The 22,921-nt window shown below is 74.6% G+C and carries 21 protein-coding genes and 1 riboswitch; of the genes, 13 read left to right on the forward strand and 8 right to left on the reverse strand.

Translation table 11 applies throughout. The annotated features are described in order from the left end of the window. The first annotated feature begins 186 nt into the window (after positions 1-186). From AY578_RS09625 to AY578_RS09655, 7 genes are all read left to right on the forward strand, one after another. The gene (locus AY578_RS09625) at positions 187-837 is read left to right on the forward strand and encodes a TetR family transcriptional regulator (protein ID WP_019522473.1); all 651 of its coding nucleotides are present in this window, start codon (positions 187-189) and stop codon (positions 835-837) included. A 278-nt stretch (positions 838-1,115) separates the two neighbouring features. Beyond that, positions 1,116-1,187: riboswitch (cobalamin riboswitch) on the forward strand. A gap of 129 nt (positions 1,188-1,316) precedes the next feature. Further along, the gene (locus AY578_RS09630; RefSeq protein WP_136239393.1) at positions 1,317-2,534 is read left to right on the forward strand and encodes an SCO2321 family membrane protein; all 1,218 of its coding nucleotides are present in this window, start codon (positions 1,317-1,319) and stop codon (positions 2,532-2,534) included. Next, a complete protein-coding gene (locus AY578_RS09635) occupies positions 2,531-3,184 on the forward strand; it encodes an SCO2322 family protein (RefSeq protein ID WP_161232542.1) in 654 nt (217 codons plus the stop codon). The genes AY578_RS09630 and AY578_RS09635 overlap by 4 nt, the downstream gene beginning before the upstream one ends. After that, the gene (locus AY578_RS09640) at positions 3,177-4,361 is read left to right on the forward strand and encodes an energy-coupling factor transporter transmembrane component T (protein ID WP_019522476.1); all 1,185 of its coding nucleotides are present in this window, start codon (positions 3,177-3,179) and stop codon (positions 4,359-4,361) included. Before AY578_RS09635 ends, AY578_RS09640 begins: the two co-directional genes overlap by 8 nt. Beyond that, the gene (locus tag AY578_RS09645) at positions 4,358-6,022 is read left to right on the forward strand and encodes an ABC transporter ATP-binding protein (RefSeq protein ID WP_019522477.1); all 1,665 of its coding nucleotides are present in this window, start codon (positions 4,358-4,360) and stop codon (positions 6,020-6,022) included. The genes AY578_RS09640 and AY578_RS09645 overlap by 4 nt, the downstream gene beginning before the upstream one ends. Further along, positions 6,019-6,867 (forward strand): ECF transporter S component, encoded by an 849-nt coding sequence (locus AY578_RS09650; RefSeq protein WP_019522478.1) that lies wholly within the window; start codon positions 6,019-6,021, stop codon positions 6,865-6,867. Before AY578_RS09645 ends, AY578_RS09650 begins: the two co-directional genes overlap by 4 nt. A gap of 308 nt (positions 6,868-7,175) precedes the next feature. Next, positions 7,176-7,604, forward strand: coding sequence for an aggregation-promoting factor C-terminal-like domain-containing protein (locus AY578_RS09655; protein ID WP_019522479.1), 429 nt, complete (start codon positions 7,176-7,178; stop codon positions 7,602-7,604). Between the two features lie 70 nt (positions 7,605-7,674). Here the strand turns inward: AY578_RS09655 and AY578_RS09660 are convergent, their stop codons facing one another. Together AY578_RS09660 and AY578_RS09665 are read right to left on the reverse strand one after the other, a co-directional pair. Further along, a complete protein-coding gene (locus AY578_RS09660) occupies positions 7,675-8,349 on the reverse strand; it encodes a maleylpyruvate isomerase N-terminal domain-containing protein (protein WP_136239391.1) in 675 nt (224 codons plus the stop codon). A 19-nt stretch (positions 8,350-8,368) separates the two neighbouring features. After that, complete coding sequence (locus AY578_RS09665) at positions 8,369-8,554, reverse strand: hypothetical protein (protein ID WP_258902267.1); 186 nt, start codon at positions 8,552-8,554, stop codon at positions 8,369-8,371. A gap of 120 nt (positions 8,555-8,674) precedes the next feature. Between AY578_RS09665 and AY578_RS09670 the strand changes: the two genes are divergently transcribed. Beyond that, positions 8,675-10,324, forward strand: a complete 1,650-nt coding sequence (locus AY578_RS09670; protein ID WP_370879013.1) for a DUF8823 domain-containing protein — start codon at positions 8,675-8,677, stop codon at positions 10,322-10,324. Here the strand turns inward: AY578_RS09670 and AY578_RS09675 are convergent. Then, a complete protein-coding gene (locus AY578_RS09675; RefSeq protein WP_136239388.1) occupies positions 10,278-12,347 on the reverse strand; it encodes a bifunctional glycosyltransferase 87/phosphatase PAP2 family protein in 2,070 nt (689 codons plus the stop codon). The two genes, AY578_RS09670 and AY578_RS09675, sit on opposite strands and share 47 nt — an antisense overlap. 389 nt (positions 12,348-12,736) lie before the next feature. On the opposite strand from AY578_RS09675, the gene AY578_RS09680 reads away from it, so the two are divergent. Continuing rightward, complete coding sequence (locus AY578_RS09680) at positions 12,737-14,173, forward strand: MFS transporter (protein WP_337590539.1); 1,437 nt, start codon at positions 12,737-12,739, stop codon at positions 14,171-14,173. Between the two features lie 79 nt (positions 14,174-14,252). After that, positions 14,253-14,930, forward strand: a complete 678-nt coding sequence (locus AY578_RS09685; protein WP_136239387.1) for an O-methyltransferase — start codon at positions 14,253-14,255, stop codon at positions 14,928-14,930. Positions 14,931-14,957: 27 nt separating this feature from the next. Here AY578_RS09685 and AY578_RS09690 read toward each other — a convergent pair whose 3' ends face one another. Continuing rightward, complete coding sequence (locus AY578_RS09690) at positions 14,958-15,350, reverse strand: FHA domain-containing protein (RefSeq protein ID WP_019522486.1); 393 nt, start codon at positions 15,348-15,350, stop codon at positions 14,958-14,960. A gap of 103 nt (positions 15,351-15,453) precedes the next feature. Here AY578_RS09690 and AY578_RS09695 point away from each other — a divergent pair, with 103 nt between their 5' ends. After that, complete coding sequence (locus AY578_RS09695; protein ID WP_019522487.1) at positions 15,454-15,885, forward strand: DnaJ family domain-containing protein; 432 nt, start codon at positions 15,454-15,456, stop codon at positions 15,883-15,885. Here the strand turns inward: AY578_RS09695 and AY578_RS09700 are convergent. Then, entirely contained in the window at positions 15,874-16,710 is an 837-nt protein-coding gene (locus AY578_RS09700) for a hypothetical protein (protein WP_019522488.1), read from the reverse strand. The two genes, AY578_RS09695 and AY578_RS09700, sit on opposite strands and share 12 nt — an antisense overlap. A gap of 5 nt (positions 16,711-16,715) precedes the next feature. Continuing rightward, positions 16,716-17,387: a hypothetical protein gene (locus tag AY578_RS09705; RefSeq protein WP_019522489.1), complete on the reverse strand. Its 672-nt coding sequence runs from the start codon at positions 17,385-17,387 to the stop codon at positions 16,716-16,718. 177 nt (positions 17,388-17,564) lie between these two features. Between AY578_RS09705 and AY578_RS09710 the strand changes: the two genes are divergently transcribed. Beyond that, a complete protein-coding gene (locus tag AY578_RS09710; protein WP_258902268.1) occupies positions 17,565-18,065 on the forward strand; it encodes a GNAT family N-acetyltransferase in 501 nt (166 codons plus the stop codon). Positions 18,066-18,111: 46 nt separating this feature from the next. On the opposite strand, the gene AY578_RS09715 is transcribed toward AY578_RS09710, so the two are convergent. Beyond that, positions 18,112-20,202, reverse strand: a complete 2,091-nt coding sequence (locus tag AY578_RS09715) for an MFS transporter (RefSeq protein ID WP_037953408.1) — start codon at positions 20,200-20,202, stop codon at positions 18,112-18,114. Between the two features lie 1,408 nt (positions 20,203-21,610). Here AY578_RS09715 and AY578_RS09720 point away from each other — a divergent pair. Further along, on the forward strand, positions 21,611-22,183 hold the full coding sequence (locus tag AY578_RS09720; protein WP_258902269.1) for a peptidoglycan-binding domain-containing protein: 573 nt from the start codon (positions 21,611-21,613) through the stop codon (positions 22,181-22,183). Positions 22,184-22,225: 42 nt separating this feature from the next. Here the strand turns inward: AY578_RS09720 and AY578_RS09725 are convergent, their stop codons facing one another. Then, complete coding sequence (locus AY578_RS09725; RefSeq protein WP_019522493.1) at positions 22,226-22,894, reverse strand: HAD family hydrolase; 669 nt, start codon at positions 22,892-22,894, stop codon at positions 22,226-22,228. Positions 22,895-22,921 lie beyond the last annotated feature (27 nt).

Here is a 22,921-nt window from a genome sequence, read left to right on the forward strand (position 1 = left end):
CACTGTCCCGCGACAGTACGACGGGACACCGATCTAGAACAAGTTTCAGAGTTGATCGTTCGGAGGAACTGAATCTACCGGCAGGTAAGAACGTCGGCAGCGGTGGATCAGGTGATTCACGCCACGGCCGGCGCCGTGCCATGCTGTCCGATCATCGATCCTCACCGACTGTCACGGACGGGACCCATGCCCGCGGATGCCCACAGGACCAAGGCGGCGCCGGACGCCGGGCGCGCCGGGCCGGCCTCCCCGCTCACTCAGCGGCAGGAGGCGCGGCGGCGGCGCATCCTCGAGGCGTGCGCGCGGCTGGCCTCGCGGGGCGGTTTCGACGCGGTGCAGATGCGTGAGGTCGCGGAGTCCTCGCAGGTGGCGCTGGGCACGCTGTACCGGTACTTCCCGTCGAAGATCCATCTGCTGGTCGCGACGATGCAGGACCAGCTGGAGCATCTGCACGCGACGCTGCGGAAGAAGCCGCCGGCCGGCGAGACGGCGGCGGAGCGGGTCGCCGGGACGCTGATGCGGGCGTTCCGCGCGCTGCAGCGTGACCCGCTGCTGGCGGACGCGATGGTGCGGGCGCTGACGTTCGCGGACCGCAGCGTGAGCGCGGAGGTGGAGCAGGTCTTCCGGCGGACGACGGCGATCATCCTGGACGCGACGGACCTGGCCGACCCGACGCCCGAGCAGCTGTCGGCGGTGCGGGTGATCGGGCACACCTGGCACTCGACGCTGATCACCTGGCTGTCGGGGCGGGCCTCCATCGAGCAGGTGGGCGTGGACATCGAAACGGTGTGCCGGCTGATCGACCTGACGGCTCCGCCGCGTCCCGAGCACCCCTGACGACATTTTCGAAAGCGCTTCGTCCACGGTCGCCCAACCCTCCCACCGGCCACTCTTCGGTCAAGCCGGCATGGGGGGTGCGCAGATCGGCGCCTGCACGGCTTCCTGATCCCCCTTCCCCTCCCCCCGGCCCGCGCCCGTCCCCGGGTGCGGGCCGACCCACGGGCGCCGTGACCCCCGTCACCTCACGCCTGTGTGCCTCTCCTCGCGCACACGGCCGCCCCGGACGCCCGTTCTACGGGCGGGTAGAGTGGCCGCGTCGTATCACAGCCGTACGGGGGGAAGCCGGTGCGAATCCGGCGCTGACCCGCAACCGTGAGCCGTCGTGGAGACGGTGAGCCGGAATGCCCCGCGCGGATCGTGACCGGCTCACGTGCCCGGCATCCGCCGGCGCACGGGCACCGTCGAGGTATACGGAGCCGAGCCGCCGGGGTGTCCCGCGCTGCCCGGCCCTCTTCAGGGAGAGGCACCCGCCCGTCATGAACGTCCGCCGCAGCGCAGCGGTGCTCGCCGCCGTCGCCGTCCTCGGCGCCGCCGCACCGGCCGCAGCCGACTCGTCCCCGTCGCCTTCCCCGCAGCCGCTGCCGTCCGCGCTGTACGGGGACACCGACCCGCAGTACGACGGGGTGTGGCGCCAGTCGCTCGCCCTGCTCGCCCAGCACGCCGCCGGCGCCGAGCCGCCGAAGGCCGCCGTCGGCTGGCTGACCGGCCAGCAGTGCGCCGACGGCTCCTTCGCGCCGTTCCGCGCCGACCCGTCCGCCGCGTGCGACGCGAAGACGATGGTCGACACCAACCAGACCGCCGCCGCCGTGCAGGCGCTCGCCGCGCTCGGCGGCCACGACGCCGTCACGGACAAGGCCGTCGGCTGGCTGAAGTCCGTGCAGAACGAGGACGGCGGCTGGGGCTACACCGCGGGCTCCCCCAGCGACACCAACTCCACCTCCGTCGTCGTCGGCGCGCTCGCCGCCGCGGGCGAGAAGCCGGGCGAGGTGAAGAAGGGCGGCAAGTCCCCCTACGACGCGCTGCTCGGCCTCGAACTGCCCTGCACCGGCAAGGGCGCGGGCGCGTTCGCGTACCAGCCGGAGAAGGACGGCTCGCTGACCGCCAACGCCGACGCGACGGCGGCGGGCGTGCTCGCAGCGCTCGGCAAGGGCCTGCTGGCCGAACCCGGCAAGGGCGACGGATCCGCCGCCAAGTGCGTGAAGGCGGCCACCCCGGAGCAGGCCGCCGCGAACGGCGCCGCCCACCTGGCCGGCGAACTCGCCGCCCAGGGCTACCTCCTCGCCGCGACGCCGGGCGCCGAGGACCAGCCCGACGTAGGCAACACCGCCGACGCGGTGGTCGCGCTCGCCGCGCGGGGCGACACGGCGCAGGCGGAGAAGTCGTACGCCTGGCTGGAGAAGAACGCCGCCGGCTGGGCCGCGCAGAGCGGGCCCGCCGCCTACGCCCAGCTGATCCTCGCCGCCCACGCGACCGGCGCGGACCCGCGCGACTTCGGCGGCACGGACCTGGTGAAGCAGCTCCAGGCCGCCGGCCCCGCCGCCCCGGAGAAGACCGCGAAGGCCACGGAGAAGGCCGAGGACGAGAAGGACTCGGACTCCCCGTTCGGCGTGTGGTGGTTCGTCGGCGTCTGCCTGGTCGCCGGCATCGGCATCGGCTTCCTGATCAGCAACCGCACCAAGAGGCAGCAGCCGTGATCCGCCGCTTCACCGTGCTGTTCCTGGCCGCGCTCCTGCCCCTCCTGGCGGGCGCCGGCCAGGCCCAGGCCGCCGGGTACCGCTACTGGTCCTTCTGGGACCGGGACGGCTCGGCGTGGACGTACGCCACCGTGGGCCCGTCGCTGGCGCGCCCCGCCGACGGCGACGTGCAGGGCTTCCGCTTCTCGGTCAGCGAGGACTCCGGCGACGCGGCCAAGCCGCGCGGCACCGCGGACTTCGACACGATATGCGCGAAGACCCCCGCGAAGGACGGCACCAAGCGGGTCGCGCTGGTCATCGACTTCGGCACGCCCGCCGACGCCCCGTCCGGGGAGCAGCCGCCGGCCGACCGCACGGCCTGCGCGCAGGTGGCCGGGGACGCCACGACGGCGGAGGCGCTGGCCTCGGTCGCGAAGCCGCTGCGCTACGACAGCAACGCCCTGCTGTGCGCGATCGCCGGCTACCCCACGAAGGGCTGCGGCGAGCAGATCTCCGTGGAGGGGAAGGACTCCGCCTCCACCGGGGCCGCCGACGAGGCGTCCGCGCAGGACGACGGCGGCTTGGGGCCGTCGGTGGGGCTGATCGCGGGCGCGGCGGCGGTGTTCGTGCTGGGCGCGGCGGCCGTGTGGCAGGTCCGTCGCCGTGCGTGAGGCACACGGCTCCGGGCGTCCGGGCCTCGCCCGGCCGCGCCCGGAGCGGGGGACGCCGCCCGCCGGCGTCCCCGCCCCGCGCTCCCGCCGCGCCCAGCTGCACCCCGGCGCGTGGTGGCTGTGGGCGCTCGCCCTGGGCACCGCGGCCACCCGCACCACCAACCCGCTGCTGCTCGCCCTGCTGATCACCGTCTCCGGATATGTCGTGGCCGTCCGCCGCCCGCACACTCCGTGGGCCCGCTCCTACGGCGCCTTCGTGAAGCTCGCCGCCGCCGTGCTGCTGCTGCGGCTGGCGTTCGCGGTCGTCCTCGGCTCGCCGATCCCCGGCACCCACACCCTGTTCACGCTGCCCGAGGTGCCGCTGCCCGACTGGGCGCAGGGCATCCGCCTGGGCGGCCGGGTCACCGCGGAGGGCCTCACCTTCGCCCTGTACGACGCTTTGCGGCTGGCCGCGCTGCTGATCTGCGTGGGCGCCGCGAACGCCCTGGCCAGCCCGTCCCGGCTGCTGAAGTCGCTGCCCGGCGCCCTGTACGAGCTGGGCGTGGCCGTGGTGGTGGCGCTGACCTTCGCGCCGAACCTGATCGCCGACGTACGGCGGCTGCGTGCCGCGCGCCGGCTGCGGGGGCGTCCCGACAAGGGCGTGCGCGGTCTGGTGCAGGTGGGGCTTCCGGTCCTGGAGGGCGCCCTGGAGCGCTCGGTGTCCCTGGCCGCCGCGATGGACGCGCGCGGCTACGGCCGTACCGCCGAGGTGCCGGACGCCGTGCGGCGCACCACCGCCGCCCTCACGCTCGGCGGTCTGCTGGGCGTGTGCGCGGGGACGTACGGGCTGCTCACCGCGGCGGGCGGCGGTTACGGGCTGCCCGTGCTGCTGGCCGGTCTGGCGTCGGCGCTGGCGGGCCTGTGGCTCGGCGGGCGGCGCACCCTGCGCACCCGTTACCGCCCCGACCCGTGGGACGTGCGCGCCTGGCTGGTCTCCGCGTCCGGCGCGGCCGTGGCGGCCCTCCTGGTCCTGGCCGGCTCGCTGGACCCCGGGGCGCTGAACCCCGGTGTGGTCCCGCTGGAGCCGCCCGCCCTGCCCCTGTGGCCTGCGGCGGCCGTGCTGCTCGGTCTGCTGCCCGCCTTCGTCACCCCCGCCCCCGAGGCGGCCCGCGACCCCCGCAAGGAGCCGACGACGTGATCCGCTTCGAGAACGTGTCGGTGACCTACGACGGCGCGGCGCGGCCCGCCGTGCGGGACGTCGACCTGGAGGTCCCCGAGGGCGAACTGGTGCTGCTGGTGGGCCCGTCCGGCGTCGGCAAGTCGACGGTGCTGGGCGCGGTCAGCGGCCTGGTGCCGCATTTCACCGGCGGCACGCTGCACGGGCGCGTGACGGTCGCGGGCCGCGACACCCGCACCCACAAGCCGCGTGAACTCGCCGACGTGGTGGGCACGGTGGGCCAGGACCCGCTCTCCCACTTCGTGACGGACACGGTGGAGGACGAACTCGCCTACGGCATGGAGTCGCTGGGCCTGCCGCCGGACGTGATGCGCCGCCGGGTCGAGGAGACCCTGGACCTGCTGGGCCTGGCCGATCTGCGGGACCGGCACATCTCCACGCTGTCCGGCGGCCAGCAGCAGCGGGTGGCCATCGGCTCGGTCCTCACCCCGCACCCGAAGGTGCTGGTCCTGGACGAGCCGACGTCCGCCCTGGACCCCGCGGCCGCCGAGGAGGTCCTCGCCGTGCTGCAGCGCCTGGTGCACGACCTGGGCACCACGGTCCTGATGGCCGAGCACCGCCTGGAACGGGTCGTGCAGTACGCCGACCAGGTCGTGCTGCTGCCGGGCCCCGGCGAGCGGCCCCGGATGGGCGCCCCGGCGGAGGTCATGGCGGAGTCCCCGGTCTGCCCGCCGGTGGTCGAGCTGGGCCGCCTGGCCGGCTGGTCCCCGCTGCCGCTGACGGTCCGCGACGCCCGCCGCAGGGCGGCCCCGCTGCGGGAACGCCTGGAGGGGAGGCAGCCCGGGCAGGACACCGCGGCCCCCCGCACGGCTCCCCCGGCGAAGCGTCTCTTCGGACGCGCGAGGAAGCAGGACGACGGCACTCCCGAGCCGGTGGCCGAGGTGCGGTCCCTCGCCGTGCGCCGTGACCGGGTGCGGGCGCTGACCCGGGTGGACCTCACGGTGTCGCCCGGCGAGACGGTCGCGCTCATGGGCCGCAACGGCGCCGGCAAGTCCACGCTGCTCGGCGCGCTGGTCGGGCTGGTCGCCCCGTCGTCCGGGTCGGTCCGCACCGGCGGCGCGGTCCCGCACCGCAGCCGCCCCCGGGATCTGGTCCGCAAGGCCGGCCTGGTCCCGCAGGAGCCCCGCGACCTGCTGTACGCGGACACGGTCGCGGCGGAGTGCGCCGCCGCCGACAAGGACGCCGAGGCGGAGCCCGGCACGTGCCGCGCGCTGCTCGGTGAACTGCTGCCGTCGATCGCGGACGACGCCCACCCCCGCGACCTGTCCGAGGGCCAGCGGCTCACACTCGCCCTCGCGGTGGTCCTCACCGCGCGGCCTCCCCTGCTGCTGCTCGACGAGCCGACCCGCGGTCTGGACTACGCGGCGAAGGGCCGGCTGACGGCGATCCTGCGCCGGCTGGCCGCCGAGGGCCACGCCATCGTCATGGCCACGCACGACGTGGAACTGGCGGCGGAACTGGCGCACCGGGTGGTGCTGCTCGCCGAGGGCGAGGTGATCGCGGACGGTCCCTCGGCGGAGGTGGTCGTGGCGTCCCCGGCGTTCGCCCCGCAGGTGGCGAAGATCCTGGCGCCGCAGCCCTGGCTCACGGTCGCCCAGGTGAAGGAGGCGCTGGAGTCATGAGCGCCCCGGCCACCCCCGCACGGCCCGTGGACCGCCAGGCCCGCGCCCTGCGCCTCGGTCCCCGCACCTGGCTGGCGCTGGCCCTGGTGAGCGCGGTGGGCGTGGCCGGCTTCGGCTGGCCGTTCCTCGCCCCGCCCGAGTCGGCGGTGAACGCCCACCAGGGCGACGCGCCGTGGCTGTTCGCCGGGCTGCTCGTGCTGCTGGTGGCCGTGGTGGCGGCGGCCCTGTCGGAGTCCGACCTGGGCGCGAAGGCGGTGGCGATGCTCGGCGTCCTCGCGGCGGCGGGCGCGGCCCTGCGCCCCGTCGGCGCGGGCACGGCGGGGCTCGAGCCCATGTTCTTCCTGATGGTGCTCAGCGGCCGGGTCCTCGGCCCGGGCTTCGGCTTCGCCCTGGGCTCGGTCACGATGTTCGCCTCCGCCCTGCTCACCGGCGGGGTGGGGCCCTGGCTGCCGTTCCAGATGCTGGCGATGGGCTGGTTCACCATGGGTGCCGGCTTCCTGCCCGGCCCGGACCGGCTGCGGGGCCGCCCGGAGGTGTGGATGCTCGCCGTCTACGGCTTCCTGGCCGCCTTCGCCTACGGCACGGTGATGAACCTGGCGGGCTGGACCTTCATGAGCTCGCTCGCCTCGGACATCGCCTTCGACGGCGACGACCCGGTGACCGTCAACCTGGCCCGCTTCGTCGCGTACTGCCTGGCCACCTCGCTCGGCTGGGACCTGGGGCGGGCCGTGATCACGGTGGTGCTGACGCTGACGGCCGGCGCGACGGTGCTGCGGGCGCTGCGCCGTGCCACACGCAGGGCCGCCTTCGAGGCGCCGGTCACATTCGACGACGCCCCTCGGTAGGGGCGCGTGCGCGCCCTGTAGGTGCGCTGGTGAAGCACCCCACATGACCGGCGTCACATACGAAGAAGGGCCGTAGACGAGCCGTGCGACCACTTACGGGCATCGCACCTCAAAACGGACACCACGGACAACAGGGAACGAACACCTCCGACCATCGGTAGTAAAAGGGACCTTTGCGGGCGATCCGGGGATTTGCTTCTGTGGAGCAGTCGCCAGGCGCCGACGCACCCCACGGGTCGCGGCGCCGACATATGCCCCCGCCGGACGGCGGGGCCGCGACTCCCCTGCTTCCGACCGAAAGGCCGCCTGTGTCCGCCGCTTCCCTCCTCCGCTCCGTCGCCACTCCGAAGAAGGCCGTTGTCGGCGCCGCCCTGACCGCCGCCACGTGCGGCACGCTGATCGCCGCCGCCCCCGCGCAGGCCGCGACCACGGCAGCCCCCACCTCCGCCGCCTCGGCCCAGGCGACCGCGAAGAAGATGATCGGCAACTCGGCCGAGTTCCAGTGCTTCTCGAAGATCGTGTCGCACGAGAGCGGCTGGAACCCGCAGGCCACCAACGCCTCCAGCGGCGCCTACGGCCTGGTCCAGGCGCTCCCGGCCTCGAAGATGGCCTCGGCCGGCTCGGACTGGAAGACCAACCCGGCCACCCAGATCAAGTGGGGCTTGGACTACATGAAGGACCGCTACGGCAGCGCCTGTGACGCCTGGTCCTTCTGGCAGGCCAACAACTGGTACTGACGAGCGAGCGTCACCCCTGATACCGAAGGCGGCGGCCCCCTGATCCCCGGGGCCGCCGCCTTCGCCTGTCTCAGCCCAGGACCAACGGCAGCCGCGCGGCGAGACCGCCCAGCGCGGCGGCCTCGCCGGCGGTGGGCGTACGGCGGCCCGTGCCGGTCAACAGCGCGTCCGTGTCGGACAGTTCCGCCGGGAACGGGGTGCCCGCGATCCGCTCCAGCGCGGTGCGTGCCACCGCCAGCGTCTGCGCCGGGGGCCGCGGGGCGGACGGCAGACGGGCGACGAGGTCCAGGTGGTGCAGCGTCCACTCCAGCACGTACGCACTGAGGTAGTCGCCGGCGGTCAGCACCTTGTCCTTGGTGCTCACCAGCGCGGCGGGGTCGGCCAGTCCGGCCGCCCGCCCGGCCGCGGAGCCCACGTCGTCCAGATGGAACTTCAGCAGCGCGGGATCTCCGTACGCGGCGGCCAGACGCGGGATCAGCGCGTCCAGCGGGTCGTCGCCGGTGGGCGGCTCCACCAGGTCCCAGTACGTCGTCGCGTCCGCCGTCGGCCCGGTGCCGGCCGGGGTGACGAGCGTGATGAGCACGTCCTGCGCGTCGATGACGAGATGGCAGACGAGGTCCCGCACCAGCCAGCCCCGGCAGCCGGACGGCTGGTCGAAGTCCTCGTCGGCGACCCCCGCGACGGCAGCGAGCAGGGCGCTCCAGCTGCGGGAGAAGTCACCGGTCACCGTGTCGTCGTGCGCCATGCTCCGGAGGGTAGGCGCTTCAGACCTCCCCCACCGCCTGCAGCCACGCCTTGAAGTCCACGATCAGCTCGGGCGGGTTGGCGGCCTCGGTGGCGTGCGCCTCCCAGCCGGGGCGGGCCATGTCGAAGACGACGACCGGCAGCGGGCGGCCCAGGACACGCTCGATCACCCCGTCGGCGTGCAGATGGCGGGCCAGGTCGATCACGGCGTCGCAGAGAGGAAGGTCTCCGGTCGGTCGGTCATCGCAGGAGCATCCCATCCGTCAACGACAGTGGACGGCAACCCCCCTTGAGGAGTGAACGCGGGGACCGAGTATGACGTCCTCATGATCGTGCCCTCTGCCGACCTCGCTCTGCTCCGGCGGCCGGACCCGGCCATGGAGCGGAGCCAGCCCTTCCGTTCCTTCTGCCGGCGTTGTCGTACACCGCTCCTGGCCACCCTGGCCGTGCTGCCGCTGTACGCGCTGTGGTGGGCGGTGCTGGCGACCGGCGGCGGTGATCTCGCCGCCCAGGACGCGTGGGCGGGGTTCGCGGGGCAGCACGGCTCTTCGGCGTACAACCTGTTCTGGTACGGCGGCATGCACACCGCCAACTACAGCCTCATATCACCGTACTTGATGGCGGCCGTCGGGGTGCGGGCGCTCACCGTGGCCTCGGGGCTGGCCGCCACCTGGATCGCGGCGGTGCTGGTGGAGCGGGTGGAGCCGCGGCGGCCGCTCGCGCCCGCGCTGCTCGCCGCGCTCGGCCTGTGGGGCAACGTGGCCTCGGGGCGCACCACGTTCGCCCTCGGGGTCGCCTTCGGACTCGCCGCGTGCCTGTACCTCACCGGCCACGCGGGCCGGCGGAAACGTCTTCTCCTCACCGGCGCCTACGCCGCGCTCGCCACCATGGCGTCCCCGGTCGCGGGGCTGTTCCTCGCCGTCGTCGGGGCGGGCCTCGTCCTGGTGCGGCGGCCGGGACCCGCCGTCGCCCTGTTGCTGCCGCCCGCGCTGGTGGTGGGCGCGACCAGCCTGCTCTTCCCGTTCCAGGGCGAGCAGTTGATGCCCGCGGGCCGCATAGGGATACCCGCCTCCCTCGGCCTCGCGGTCGCGGTGCTGTCGCCTCCGTCCTGGCGGGCGGCACGGTGGAGCGGCGCGGTCTACGCGGCCGGGACCGTGCTGGTGTATCTGATCCCCTCCCCCGTCGGCACGAACCTGGAGCGGTTCGCCGAGTACGCCGCGCCGGTCGCGCTGATGGTGGCCCTGCTCGCGCAGCCGCGGCTGCGGCCGGTGCGCCGCGCCCTGCTGGTGGCGGCGCTGGTGTTCTCCTCCGGGTGGACCGTCAAGAAGACCGTCGACGACCTGAAGGTGTCCACGGACGTCCCCGCCTGGGCGGCGCAGACCGACGGCGTCGTGCGGGCGTTGGAGTCGCTGGGCGCCGACCGGACGCGGGTCGAGGCGGTGCCCGCGCGCAACCACCGGGAGGCGGTGGCGCTCGCCCCGCACGTGCATCTCGCGCGGGGCTGGAACCGGCAGCTCGACATGGAGCGGGCCCGGCTGTTCTACGACGGCTCGTTCTCCGCCGCCGCCTACCGGGCGTGGCTGGACCGGTGGGCGGTCGGGTTCGTGGTGCTGCACGACGGCAGGCCCGACGGGTACGCCGAGGAGGAGGCGCGGCTGGTGCGGGAGCGGCGGCCCGACTGGCTGGTGCCGGTCTGGCGCGACGCGCACTGGGAGGTGTTCCGGGTCGAGGGTGCGGTGCCGCTGGTGTCCGCGCCGGGGTCGGTGGTGCGGACCTCCGGCGCGGAACTGGTGCTGCGGGTGGCGCGGCCGGGCGCGGTGACCGTGCGGATCGCGTACTCGCCGTGGCTGCGGGTGGACGGCGGCGGATGCCTGTCCCGGGCGGGCGAGTTCACCCGGCTCACCGTGTCCGCGGCGGGCGAGTACCGGATCAGCTCGGAGTACGGTCCCTCTCCGGCACCGGCGGCCCGCTGCTGACCTCCTTCGTCGCGGTCTCCTCGGCCACCGCCGTGACCGTGCGGGCCCGGGGCCCCTGGAACAGGTAGGTCAGGCCGAAGCCGCCGACGACGACGACCGCGCCGCCGGCCGCGTCCAGGATCCAGTGGTTGCCGGTCGCGACGATCGCGGCGGCGGTGAACAGCGGGTGCAGCAGGCCGAGGGCCTTCATCCACACCTTGGGCGCGATGACCGCGATCACCAGGCCGCACCACAGCGACCAGCCGAAGTGCAGCGAGGGCATCGCCGCGTACTGGTTGGTGAGCGCGGTGAGCGTGCCGTAGTCGGGCTTGGAGAAGTCCTGCACGCCGTGGACCGTGTCGATGATGCCGAGGCCCGGCATCAGGCGCGGCGGGGCCAGCGGGTAGAGCCAGAAGCCGGCCAGGGCGAGCAGGGTGGCGAAGCCGAGGGCGGAGCGCGCCCAGCGGTAGTGGACGGGGCGGCGCCAGTAGAGCAGGCCGAGCACCGTCAGCGGCACCACGAAGTGGAACGACGTGTAGTAGAAGTCGAAGAACTGCCGAAGCCAGCCGATCTTCACCACGGCGTGGTTGACCGCGTGCTCGATGTCCAGGTGGAGCACGCGCTCCAGGTCGAGGATCTGCTGTCCGTGCTCCTCGGCGCGGGCGCGGCCCGCCTCGTTGCTGCCGCCGGTCGCGGCGAGGCGCACCCTGGCGTACCCGGCGTAGGTGACGCGGATGAGCAGCAGCTCCAGCAGCAGGTTCGGCCGGATCAGCACCCTCCGCAGGAACGGCAGCAGCGGCACGAATCCGAACCGGGCCGGCACGGGCGGGGCGTACTGCGTGGGCACCGGGTCGCGGAAGTACGGGGACGTGCGGCTGAGGAACGGCACGGCGGTGGCGGCGGCCAGCGCGGCGAGCAGCACCACGTTGTCCCGCAGCGGGTGCAGGAACGCCATGTTCGGCAGCATCATCTTGGCCGGCAGCGTCATCACCAGGACGACGGCGACGGGCCACACGAGCCGGTCGCGGGCGCGCGTGCCGACCCGGCCGACGACGGTGAGCAGCACCCACAGCAGCTGGTGCTGCCACGCCGTCGGGGACACCGCTATGGCGGCGCACCCGGTGACGCCGACGGCGAGGAGCAGCTGGCCGTCGCGGGCGTAGTGGACGGCGCGCCGCAGACCGAGCGTGACGACGACGGCGCCGAGCAGCAGGAACAGGCCGATCTCCAGCGGGCCCTCGAGGCCGAGGCGGAGCAGCGCGCCGTGCAGGGACTGGTTGGCGAGGGCGTCGGCGGGGCCGCCGAGCCCGGCCCCCGACAGGTGGTGTCCCCAGTAGGCGGCGGAGTCCTGCGGCATGGCGGCCCAGGCGAGCGCGGTGGCCGAGGCGAAGGTGACGGCGGTCACGGTGGCGGCCTGGCGGCGGCCGGTGAGCCACAGCAGCGGCGCGAAGAGCAGCAGGGTCGGCTGGAGGGCCGCCGCGACGCCGACGAGGACGCCGCCGGCCCGCTGGCCGTGGGCGACGAAGCAGCCGAGCAGGACGAGCAGCACCGGGATGATGCTGGTCTGGCCGAGCCACAGGGTGTTGCGCACCGGCAGGGACACCATGAACAGGCTGACCGCGACCGGCGCGGCGAGCAGCGCGGTGCGCCGCCCGACCGGCTGCGGGAGCGCGCGGGCGGCGATCAGCGCGAGCGCCACCACCAGCAGCAGGGTGCCGAAGGTCCAGCCCCAGCCGAGGGTCTCCTCGGCCGATCTGGTCAGGGGCTTGAGGACCAGCCCGCCGAACGGTGTGCCGGTGAACTCGGTGGAGTCGTAGAGGGAGCCGCTGACGTGCAGCACGCCCTCGGGGCCTACCCAGGTCTCCAGGTCGGTCAGGCGTTCACCGCTCGGGGTGGTGAGGACGAGGGCGACCTGGCGCACCGCGAGGACGGCGGCGAGCAGCCACAGTCCCAGGCGCGCCGCCCGCATCCGTGCCCCGGCGCCGCCCACGGCCGTCGCGCCGAACGCCTCGGCCGTCCGCCCACTGTGTTCCGCATTCGCCACGCCTCGTCGGCCTCCCGCCCCGTTGTCGCCCCGCGCGTCCCGTGCGGGGGTCGTGCCGTGCGCGGCCCGCAGGGCGCGCACCCCTCGACAAGGACGCCGGACACCGCCGCTTCACCTGACGGCCCTCTCTCTTTTGTCCGGATGACGATAGTCCGCGCGGGATGCGGTTGCCTCGGGGCGACGCGAGAAGCATCACAACCGGCCACCCCCGGCGGAGATCGTCCGGACCGCGGAGTGCCTGCTTACGGCGCATTTCCGTGCAGTATGCCTCTACTCTCGTACCGTACGTAACGGGGGAAACGCCGCCTATCGTCGCTGGCTTGGCCCGCCCGACAGTGCCGCCGCGCGGACCCGTCCCTGTTCCCGACGAAAGGCAGGCGAGCGAAGTCTTGTCGACTGCTCAGGTCGCCCATCACTCCGTCGCCCCCGGTCCCGCAGGCTCCCCCAGGACCGGTGCGGCACAGGCATCCGATCCCTCCCTCGGCCCCCCGACGGTCACCGACCCGGCGCTGGTCAAGCGCGCCGTGAAGGCGGCCGCGCTCGGCAACGCCATGGAATGGTTCGACTTCGGCGTCTACAGCTACATCGCCGTCACCCTGGGCAAGGTCTTCTTCCCCTCGGGCAACGCCACCGCGCAGCTGCTGTCCACGTTCGGCGCGTTCGCCGCGGCCTTCCTGGTCCGCCCGCTCGGCGGCATGGTCTTCGGTCCGCTCGGCGACCGCGTGGGCCGGCAGAAGGTCCTCGCCGTCACGATGATCATGATGGCGGCGGGCACCTTCGCCATCGGGCTGATCCCCTCCTACGCCGCGATCGGCGTGGCCGCCCCGATCCTGCTGCTGGCGGCCCGCCTGGTGCAGGGCTTCTCCACCGGCGGCGAGTACGCCGGCGCCTCCACCTTCATCGCCGAGTACGCCCCCGACAAGCGGCGCGGCTTCCTCGGCAGCTGGCTGGAGTTCGGCACGCTCGCCGGGTACATCGGCGGCGCGGGTCTGGTGACCCTGATGACGGCGCTGCTGTCCACGGACGACCTGCTCTCCTGGGGCTGGCGCGTCCCGTTCCTGATCGCGGGCCCGATGGGCATCATCGGCCTCTATCTGCGGATGCGGCTGGAGGAGACCCCCGCCTTCGCCGCCGAGGTCGCCAAGGCCGAGACCGAGCGGCCCAAGGTGCCGCTGCGCGAGATGGTCGCCGGCCAGTGGCGCGCGCTGCTGCTGTGCGTCGGCCTGGTGCTGGTCTTCAACGTCACCGACTACATGCTGCTGTCGTACATGCCGAGCTACCTCACCAGCGAGCTGGGCTACGACGCCACGCACGGCCTGGTCGTCGTCCTCGGCGTGATGGTGCTGATGATGATCGTGCAGCCGTTCGCCGGGGCGCTGACCGACAAGGTGGGCCGCCGCCCGGTGATGGCGGCCGGCTGCGCGGGCTTCCTCGCGCTGTCCGTGCCCGCGCTGCTGCTGATCCGCGACGGCGGGCTGCTCGCGGTCGCCGCCGGCATGGGCGCGCTCGGCCTGCTGCTGGTCTGCTTCACCGCCGCGATGCCGTCCGCGCTGCCCGCGCTGTTCCCCACCCGGGTCCGCTACGGCTCGCTGTCGATCGGCTTCAACGTCTCGGTGTCCCTGTTCGGCGGCACCACCCCGCTGGTGGTCACCGCGCTGATCGGCGCGACCGGCGACGTGATGATGCCCGCCTACTACATGATGGCGGCCGCCGTGATCGGCGGGTTCGCGGTGTGGCGCATGGCCGAGTCGGCCGGCCGCCCGCTGCCCGGCTCGCCGGCGTCGCTGGAGCCCGGGACACACCTGGAAAAGGTCCAGAAGGTCTGACAGCCCAGGGCCGCGCCCCGTATCTTCGACAGCCGATCCGGCCGGGCAGGTCCGGCCGGCCCGACGGAAGGCACCCTGCATGAGCGAGGCGCGGCTCTGGAACGCGGTGGACGACTACTTCACCGATCAGCTGCTCGGCGGGGACCCGGACGACGCCCTGGAGGCGGCGCTGCGCGAGAGCGACGCCGCCGGCCTCCCGCCCATCGCCGTCTCTCCCCTCCAGGGCAAGCTGCTCCAGCTCCTCGCCCGGCTCCAGGGCGCGCGGCGCGTCCTGGAGATCGGCACGCTCGGCGGCTACAGCACCATCTGGCTGGGCCGCGCGCTGCCCGCCGACGGGCGCCTGGTCACCCTGGAGTACGACCCCCGGCACGCCGAGGTCGCCGTCCGCAACATCGCCCGCGCCGGTCTCGCCGAGCAGGTAGAGGTGCGGGTCGGCCCGGCGCTGGAGTCGCTGCCGAAGCTCGCGGACGAGCAGCCGCCGCCGTTCGACCTGGTGTTCATCGACGCCGACAAGGCGAACAACCCGCACTACGTCGAGTGGGCGCTGCGCCTCACGGCCGCGGGCAGCCTGATCGTCCTCGACAACGTGGTGCGCGGCGGCCGCGTCGCCGACCCGGACAACAGCGACGCGGACGTGCTGGGCACCCGCGCCGCCCTGGAGATGTTCGGCACCCACCCGCGGCTCGACGCCACGGCGGTCCAGACGGTCGGCGTCAAGGACCACGACGGGTTCGCGCTGGCACGCGTGGTGTCCTGAGCGGACGCGCCGCAGAGCCCGGCGGGCTCAGATCTCGTGGTAGAAGCCCACGTTGACGCTGCGCGGGGCGGTGCGGTCCAGGATCACGACCTCACCGCTGCCGCCCCGGGGCAGCGGCACGGTCCCGCCGTACGCGACGGGCTGGACGTGGTCCCCGACGGTCAGCCGCACCTCCGACGACGGCTCGGGCAGCGAGCCGCGCAGCCAGGTCAGCTGCCAGCTGCCGTCCTGCGCGCACTGGAACTCCAGGTGCACCCGCGACACGAACAGCCAGTCGTCCGGCGTCGCCAGGCGGCACAGGGACGTGTCCCGCCCCACCCGCAGCACGGTGCCCGGCTCGCTGGGCGCGTCGGCCATCAGCATCCCGGCCGTGGCGCCCGATTCCGCCGCCGACACCGCGGCCATGGTGAGTTCGAGCACGAGCGCTCCTCCTGAGAGGTCCTGGGGGCCGGGACGGCCGGATCGGCCGCCCGCCGCCAGATGATAAAACGCCCGGCCGTACCGCGTCCGGCACAATGGGGTCATGACCGAGCGGAAGCCACCGGGAGTCTCCTTCGAGAGCTGGGTCGACAAACAGATCCGCGACGCCCGGGCGCGCGGGGAGTTCGAACGGCTCGAAGGCGCCGGCCGTCCGCTGCCGCCCGAGATCGAGAGCACCTACGACGAACTGTGGTGGGTCAAGCGGAAGATGGCCCGCGAGGGCATGTCGGTGCTGCCGCCGACGCTGGCCCTGCGCAAGGAGGCCGAGGACGCGCTGGAGGCGGCCCTCGCGGCCCCCTCGGAGCGGATCGTGCGGAAGATCCTCGCGGACATCAACGCGAAGATCAGCGACATGATGTTCAAGCCGCCGCCCGGCCCCCCGCTGGGCAAGAAGCCGTACGACGTCGAGGACGTCGTACGCCGGTGGCGGGAGCGCCGGGCGGCGTCGGAAGGGCAGGGCGGCTCAGACGTGTAGCAGGCGCTCCGCCAGCTCGCGGTAGTCCCGCAGCGCGAGCCGCAGTTGCTCGGTGTCGGCGGCCGTGGCGGCATCGCCCTTCTCCGGGTCGCCGGACGCGGGCGTCTTCCAGTGCTGCGTGAGGGTGCGGCGGCGCTCGGTGAGGGCGTCGGTGAGCCGCTCGGTGATCTCGTGCAGCACGAGGTCGGCCTCCTCGACGGCGTCCCGCGGCCGGTCCACGAACCCGGCGACGGCCTGCCGCAGCTGCGCGGAGAGACGGTCACAGGTGTCGTCGGCGAGGAGCCGGGAGTCGGGGCCGTGGTGGCCTGCGTGGTCGCCGGTGCCGGCGCGGGTGCCCTCCGGACGGGGCGCGCGCGTTCCGGTGCCGTCCGGGCCCGGGGTGTGGGTGCCGGTGCCGTCCGGGCCCGGGGTGTGGGTGCCGGTACCGTCCGGGCCCGGGGTGTGGGTGCCGGTGCCGTCCGGGCCCGGCGTGTGCGTGCCCGTGCCGTCCGGGCCGGGTACGGAGGGGCGGTCGGTCGTGCCGGGGGTGCCGGACGTGACGGCGGTGGTGCGGTCGGTGGTCTGCGGGTGGGCCGCGACCAGGGGGCTCTCGGTGCCGGCGGTACCGGTCCCGGAGCCGCGCGCCGCGTCCGTCTCGCCGAAGCCGGCCGTGGAGTCCGCGCCCCCGCGGGTCGGGGACGGTTCCGTCCTGCGGCCCGCCTCCGTCTTGTGGTCGAGCGTGGCCGCCTCGTGGCCGGGGTCCGCGGAGGCGGGGCCGGGCGCCGGGGCGTCCTGGCCGTTGGGGATCCAGGTGTCCTGGGTGGTGCGACGGGGTGCCTCGGGCATGACGATCAGCTCTCCTTCGCCTGACGGCGGTGCAGCAGCGACGGGGTGCGGTGACCGTCGCGACGGGCGGCGGGGGCGGCCGTGCGTTCGTCGGCGGCACGGTGTCCGCCGTCGTGGCGCGACGGCCGGACCAGTTCCTCGAACAGCGCCCGCGCCTCGACCATCGCCTCGCGCATGTCCTCCGTGCCGGCGGCACCGTCGTGCGCGCCGTCCGGGTGGGCCCGCGCGACGCGGTGGACGCGGCGGTAGCCCTCGACATGGTGGGCGTGGTGCACGGACAGCGCCGCGACCTGCTCCTCGTACTGCTCGCCGGCGGGGAAGCCCCGCGTGCCGGCGAGTTCGGCGATCAGGCGGTCCGCCTCGGCGACCGCCTCACGCGGCGCGTCGACGAACCGCTCCTGGGCGGCCGTCCAGCGCGCCTCGTAGCGCTCGCGCTCGGCCGGCTCCAGCGGGCGTACCCGCAGGGAGCCGTGGCGCTCCACGCGCTCGGACAGCTCCCGCTCGGCGGCCTTGGTGTCCCCGTCGTGCCGGGTGACGGCACGCTCGTACTCGGGACCGAAGCGCCGCTTGAGGCTCGCGCCGTGTCGCGGGCCGCGTGCGCGCAGGGTCAGGACGGCCGCGACGGCGACAACGACCGCGACAATCACGATCAACGCAATGATCAGGCCAGTGGACATGAATGCCTTCCGGGGGTTCTCGTCCCAACCGGCACTCCTCGCGAGCCGGTTCGCACCAACGGGTTGCCCGTTGCACCGCGCACAAACTGCACGGCACAGACGCCCGGCCGGACGCGCGCGCCGTCCTGCGCCCAATTCGCTTGCGTCCAGGGCCGGTCGGGGGCGCAGAATGCGGCCATGACCTGGACCGTCGCCCCGGAACCCCCCGACTCGCCCGTCGCCCTCGCGCTCTGGCGGGCGTACTACACGGAGGTCAGCGACCGCTGGTACCTGCTGCACGAGGGGCGCCGGACCGACCCTGACGAGCTGGAGCGGGAGATCGCCGCGCGGCCGGGCGCCGACCGCGCCCCGCCGCGCGGGCTGCTGCTGGTCGCGCGGTACGGGGGCGCGCCGGCGGGCAGCGCCGGGATCCGCCTGTCACCGGACGGCACGGCCGCCGAGCTGACGCGGGTGTTCCTGTACGAGGCGATGCGCGGCCGGGGCGGGGCGGCGCTGCTGGTGCGGGCCGCGGAGGAGGCGGCGCGGGAGCGCGGCGCGCGGCGGATGATCCTGGACACCCGCACCGACCTGGTCGAGGCGCGCGCCCTGTACGCCCGCCTCGGGTACGCCGAGACAGCGCCGCACAACGACGACCCGTACGCGGAGCACTGGTTCGCCAAGCCGCTCGCCCCCGCCTGAGGCCGGGTCGTGCCCGTGCGTCGGCTCGCTGCGGCGGCCGCCGGTCTCAGCGCGCCGGGGCGGCCGCGTGGGCGCCCTGGGGGCGTTCGTCGCGGGAGCCGCACAGCTCGTCGTTGAGTTCGTGCACGAGCTGCACCAGGTCGGTCGGGCGGTCCGGCCCCCACCAGTCGCCCAGCAGCTCGGCCAGGGACTCCTCGCGCGCCCGTGCCAGCCGTTCGGCGACCTCGCGGCCCTCGTCGGTGAGCACCATGTCGACGCCCCGGCGCACGGCGAGGTGCCGGCTCTCGACCTGCCGGGTGGCCTCCAGGACGACGTCCAGCGGGACGGGGTTGCGCTCGGCGAGCCGGGCGGGTTCCACCGAGCCGTGGCGGCGGATCCGCAGCAGCAGCCAGCTGGACGCGGGCAGCAGGTCGTAGCCCGCGCGGTCGGTGATCTTCCGGTAGATCTCCCGGCGCCCCTCGCGGGTGCCGAGCACCGACAGGGCGCGGCACACCTCGTCGTGCGAGGAGCGCTCCACCGGGTTGGGGGCGAGCGTCTCGGAGGCGTCGGGCGCGGTGACGGAGGCGCGCAGCGGGTCCTCCCTGAGGAACCAGGCCAGCACGAAGCCCAGCAGCGCCACCGGCACGGCGTACAGGAAGACGTCGGTGATGGCGGTCGAGTAGGCGTCGAGCGCGGCGGGACGCAGGGGAGGCGGCAGGGCGCCGATGCCGCGCGGGTCGGCCTCCAGCGTCCCGGGCGAGACACCGGGCGGCAGGTCCACGCCGCGGAAGGCGGCGCTGAGCTGGTCGCCGAGCCGGCCGGCGAAGATCGCGCCGAACACGGCGACGCCGAACGAGGCGCCGATGGAGCGGAAGAAGGTCGCCCCGGAGGTGGCGACGCCGAGGTCCTCGTAGGGGACGGCGTTCTGCACGATCAGCACCAGGACCTGCATGACCAGGCCGAGCCCCAGCCCGAAGACGAAGAAGAAGGCGCTCATCACCGCGTCGGAGCTCTGCCTGTCGAGCTGGTGCAGCAGCAGCAGTCCGACGGCGGTGACGGCGGTGCCCGCGATCGGGAACACCTTCCAGCGGCCGGTGCGGCTGACGATCTGCCCGGAGCCGGTGGACGCCAGCAGCATGCCGGCCACCATCGGCAGCATGTGCACGCCGGACAGGGTCGGGCTGATCCCGTGCACCACCTGCAGGAAGGTCGGCAGATAGGTCAGCGCGCCGAACATCGCGAAGCCGACGATGAAGCTGATCACGGCGGACAGGGTAAAGGTCCGCACGCGGAACAGCTTCAGCGGCAGCACCGGTTCGGCGGCCCGGCGCTCCACCGCGACGAACGCGACGATCAGCACGGCGCCCAGCACCGCGAGGCCGATGATCTGCCACGAGGCCCAGGGCCAGGTGTTGCCGCCGAGGGAGGCGACCAGCACCAGGCAGGTGGCGACGGAGGCGATGAGCAGGGTGCCCAGGTAGTCGATGACGTGCTTGGTCGACCGGCGGGGGATGTGCAGCACGGTGGCGATGACGAGGAGAGCGACGATCCCCACGGGCACGTTGACGTAGAACACCCAGCGCCAGCTGAGGTGTTGGGTGAAGAGCCCGCCGAGCAGCGGCCCGAGCACGCTCGTCGCGCCGAACACCGCCCCGAACAGGCCTTGGTAGCGGCCGCGTTCACGGGGCGGCACCAGGTCGCCGACGATCGCCATCGACAGCACGATCAGTCCGCCGCCGCCGAGTCCCTGGAGGGCGCGGAAGCCGATCAGCTGGGGCATGTCCTGAGCGGCCCCGCACAGGGCGGAGCCGACGAGGAAGATGACGATGGCGGTCTGGAAGAGGCGTTTGCGCCCGTACTGGTCGCCGAGCTTGCCCCACAGCGGGGTCGCGGCCGTGGACGCCAGCAGATACGCGGTGACCACCCAGGACAGGTGCTCCAGGCCGCCCAGGTCGCTGACGATGGTCGGCAGGGCGGTGGAGACGATGGTCTGGTCGAGCGCGGCCAGCAGCAGGCCGAGCAGCAGCGCGCCGATCGACAGCCACACGCCGCCCGACACCTGGTCCGCGCCGGAACCGCCGGCGGCCGCCGTACCGTCCGGGGGCGCGGGCCGCGTACGTCCCGTTTCCGGCGCCGAACGGTGCGCGTCCCCGGCCATGCGGACCTCCAGAGGTTCTCGTATCACCCTCCATCGTGATCGGTGTGCCCCGTTATGGCCTGTCGAGTCCGGGCGGAACTTCGCGTTCCGGGGGCGCGCGGACGGGACTGTGAAGAAGATCTGCATAATCTCTGGAGTTCGCGAGGGGAGGGACGACACGTGGACCAGCCGAACGGGCACCCGTGCCCGGAATGCGGTGCGCCCAGGCACGCCGACCACACACCGACGTGCGCCTGCGCCCGCCGCGCCGCCGACGCCCTCCGCGACACCCGCACCGCCGAGGCGGCGGCCGCGGAGGACTTCGATCCCCTGCGGATACGTCCGTACGTCGACCTGCCCGGCAGCAGCCCGGACGCCACTACTCCGGACGGGTCGCCCCGGGCAACGAAGGGGACACCCTCGGCGTCCGGGACGCCTCGGGCGACGGCACAGGGGGGCGCGGCGGCGGACGCGGCCGCGGGCCCGGGGCCGCACCCCGCCGCAGGCCCTGGGGCGCACCCCGAAGCCGCGCACCCCTCCGCGCACGGCGGACCCACCGACTCCGGCGCGGGGACGCCTCGGGCGACAGCTCAAGGCGGTGCGCCGACGGACGCGGCCGCGGCCCCCGGGGCACACCCCGAAGCCGCGCACCCCTCCGCGCACGGCGGACCCACCACCTCCAACGCGACGCCCGCCCACACGACGCGACCGACGCAAGGCCCGGCGGCCCACAAGGGGACGCCCGCGCCCGAGGATTGGCGGACGACGGCGGCTCAGGTCGGGAACGAGGGGCCGGGGGCATCCGACGCCACGATGACCTTGAAGGCCCTCGGCCCGGACGCCGCGACGCCGGGCACGGCGGCACGCGACTCGGCGGCAGCCGCGGGCGCCGGGGCGGCAGCCCACGCGCGGCCGCGCACACCCGCACCCCTGGCGGCACCGGGAACCGCGCCTCCGCGCCCGGCGGACAGCAAGCCCGGCGGCAACCGCAGGTGCCGCGCACCGAGGCGGCACCCCGCGCAGGCGCACACCCGCACCCTGGCGGCACCGGAACCGCGCCTCCGCGCCCGGCGAGCAGCGGACCCCGGCGGACGCCGTCGGCTCGACGGCGGCCCGGGCGGAGCCACCGCCAGGCCGCAGGCCGAGCCGGAACCGCCGCGCCCGACGCCACCATGACCCTGCGCGCCGTCCGCCCCGACGGCGCGGCGGACCCGCATCCGACGACGACCGGACGTCCGTCCTCCCCACCCCCCTCGCCCCCGGCACCGCACAGCCCAACGCCGACGATCTCGGCCTCTTCGACGACGCCACGCGCCCCCTCCGCGCGGTGTCCGCAGGGGCGCCCGCCCCGCGCCCCGGGACCGACGCACACCGGGACCGCGGCAACCGGCGCAGGCGCGGCGCGCTCATCGCCGCGTCCGGTGCCGTCGTGGCCGTACTGGGCGCGGCGGGCTGGGCGAGCGGGCTGTTCTCGTACGAGACGCCGTCGCGGGACACGGCCGCGCCGGACGACGTCAGGGCGAGCGTGCCGGACGCGTCGTCCCGGGCGCCCTCGGCGGAGCCGTCCTCCGAGGCCCCGTCAGTCTCCGCCGGCGCGTCCGCGTCGGAGTCACCGACCGCGAGCGGGTCCGGGTCGCCGTCACCCTCGGCGTCGGCCTCCGCGCCGAGTGCGTCCGCGACCGCGTCCACGGCCGTCGAGCCCTCGGCGACCCCGTCGCCCGACGGGGCGGCGTCGTCCGCACCCGCCGTGGCGCCGGAACCGTCCGAGCCGGCCGACACGGCGCCCGTGCTGCGGCGCGGCGACCGGGGCCCGGAGGTCGTCGAACTCCAGCAGCGCCTGCGCCAGGTGTGGCTGTACCAGGGCGACGCGGACGGCCGGTACAGCCACCGGGTGGAGGAGGCCGTGCGCCGCTACCAGTGGCAGTGGGGCATCAACGAGGAACTGGGCGTCTACGGCCCCCGGACCCGCGCCCGCCTGGAGTCGGAGACCCGCACGCCCTGACGGACGAGGGCGCCCGGACGTGCCTGGGCGCCCGAAGCGCCGTCAGGCGGAGACGTGCAGCAGGATCGTCCCGTCGGGCGCCCGCTCCACCCGTACCTGCGTGAGGTCGCGGACGACGACGTCCGGCTGGTGGAAGCCCGCGCGCGGGCCGATGCCGACCACCCGCATCCCGGCGGCGCGCCCCGCGGTGATCCCCGCGCCGGAGTCCTCGAAGACGACGCAGTCGGCCGGGTCGACGCCCAGTTCCGCCGCGCCCTTCAAAAAGCCCTCCGGGTCGGGCTTGCTCGCGCCGACCGACTCCGCGGTGATCCGCACCGCGGGCTGTTCGAGCCCGGCGGCGGCCATCCGCGCCGTGGACAGGGCGACGTCCGCCGAGGTGACGAGCGCGTGCGGCAGCCCCTCGAGTGAGGCGAGGAACTCCCGGGCGCCCGGTATCGCGACGACGCCCTCGGTGTCCGCGGTCTCCTCCGCGAGCAGCCGGGCGTTCTCGGCGTAGTTCTGCTCCATGGGCCGGTCCGGCAGCAGCAGGGCCATGGAGGCGTAGCCCTGCCGGCCGTGCACCACCTTCATGACCTCGTCGCCGTCCAGCCCGTGGCGTTCGGCCCAGCGGCGCCAGATGCGCTCGACCGAGGCGTCGGAGTTGACGAGGGTGCCGTCCATGTCGAGCAGGAGGGCGCGGGCGGGGAGTACGGCGGTGGTGGTGGCCGTCATCGGCTGCTCCAAGGCGGGGGTGCGGGA

This window comes from Streptomyces thermocarboxydus (assembly GCF_024760485.1).
In the GTDB taxonomy this organism is placed as follows: Bacteria; Actinomycetota; Actinomycetes; order Streptomycetales; family Streptomycetaceae; genus Streptomyces; species Streptomyces cellulosae.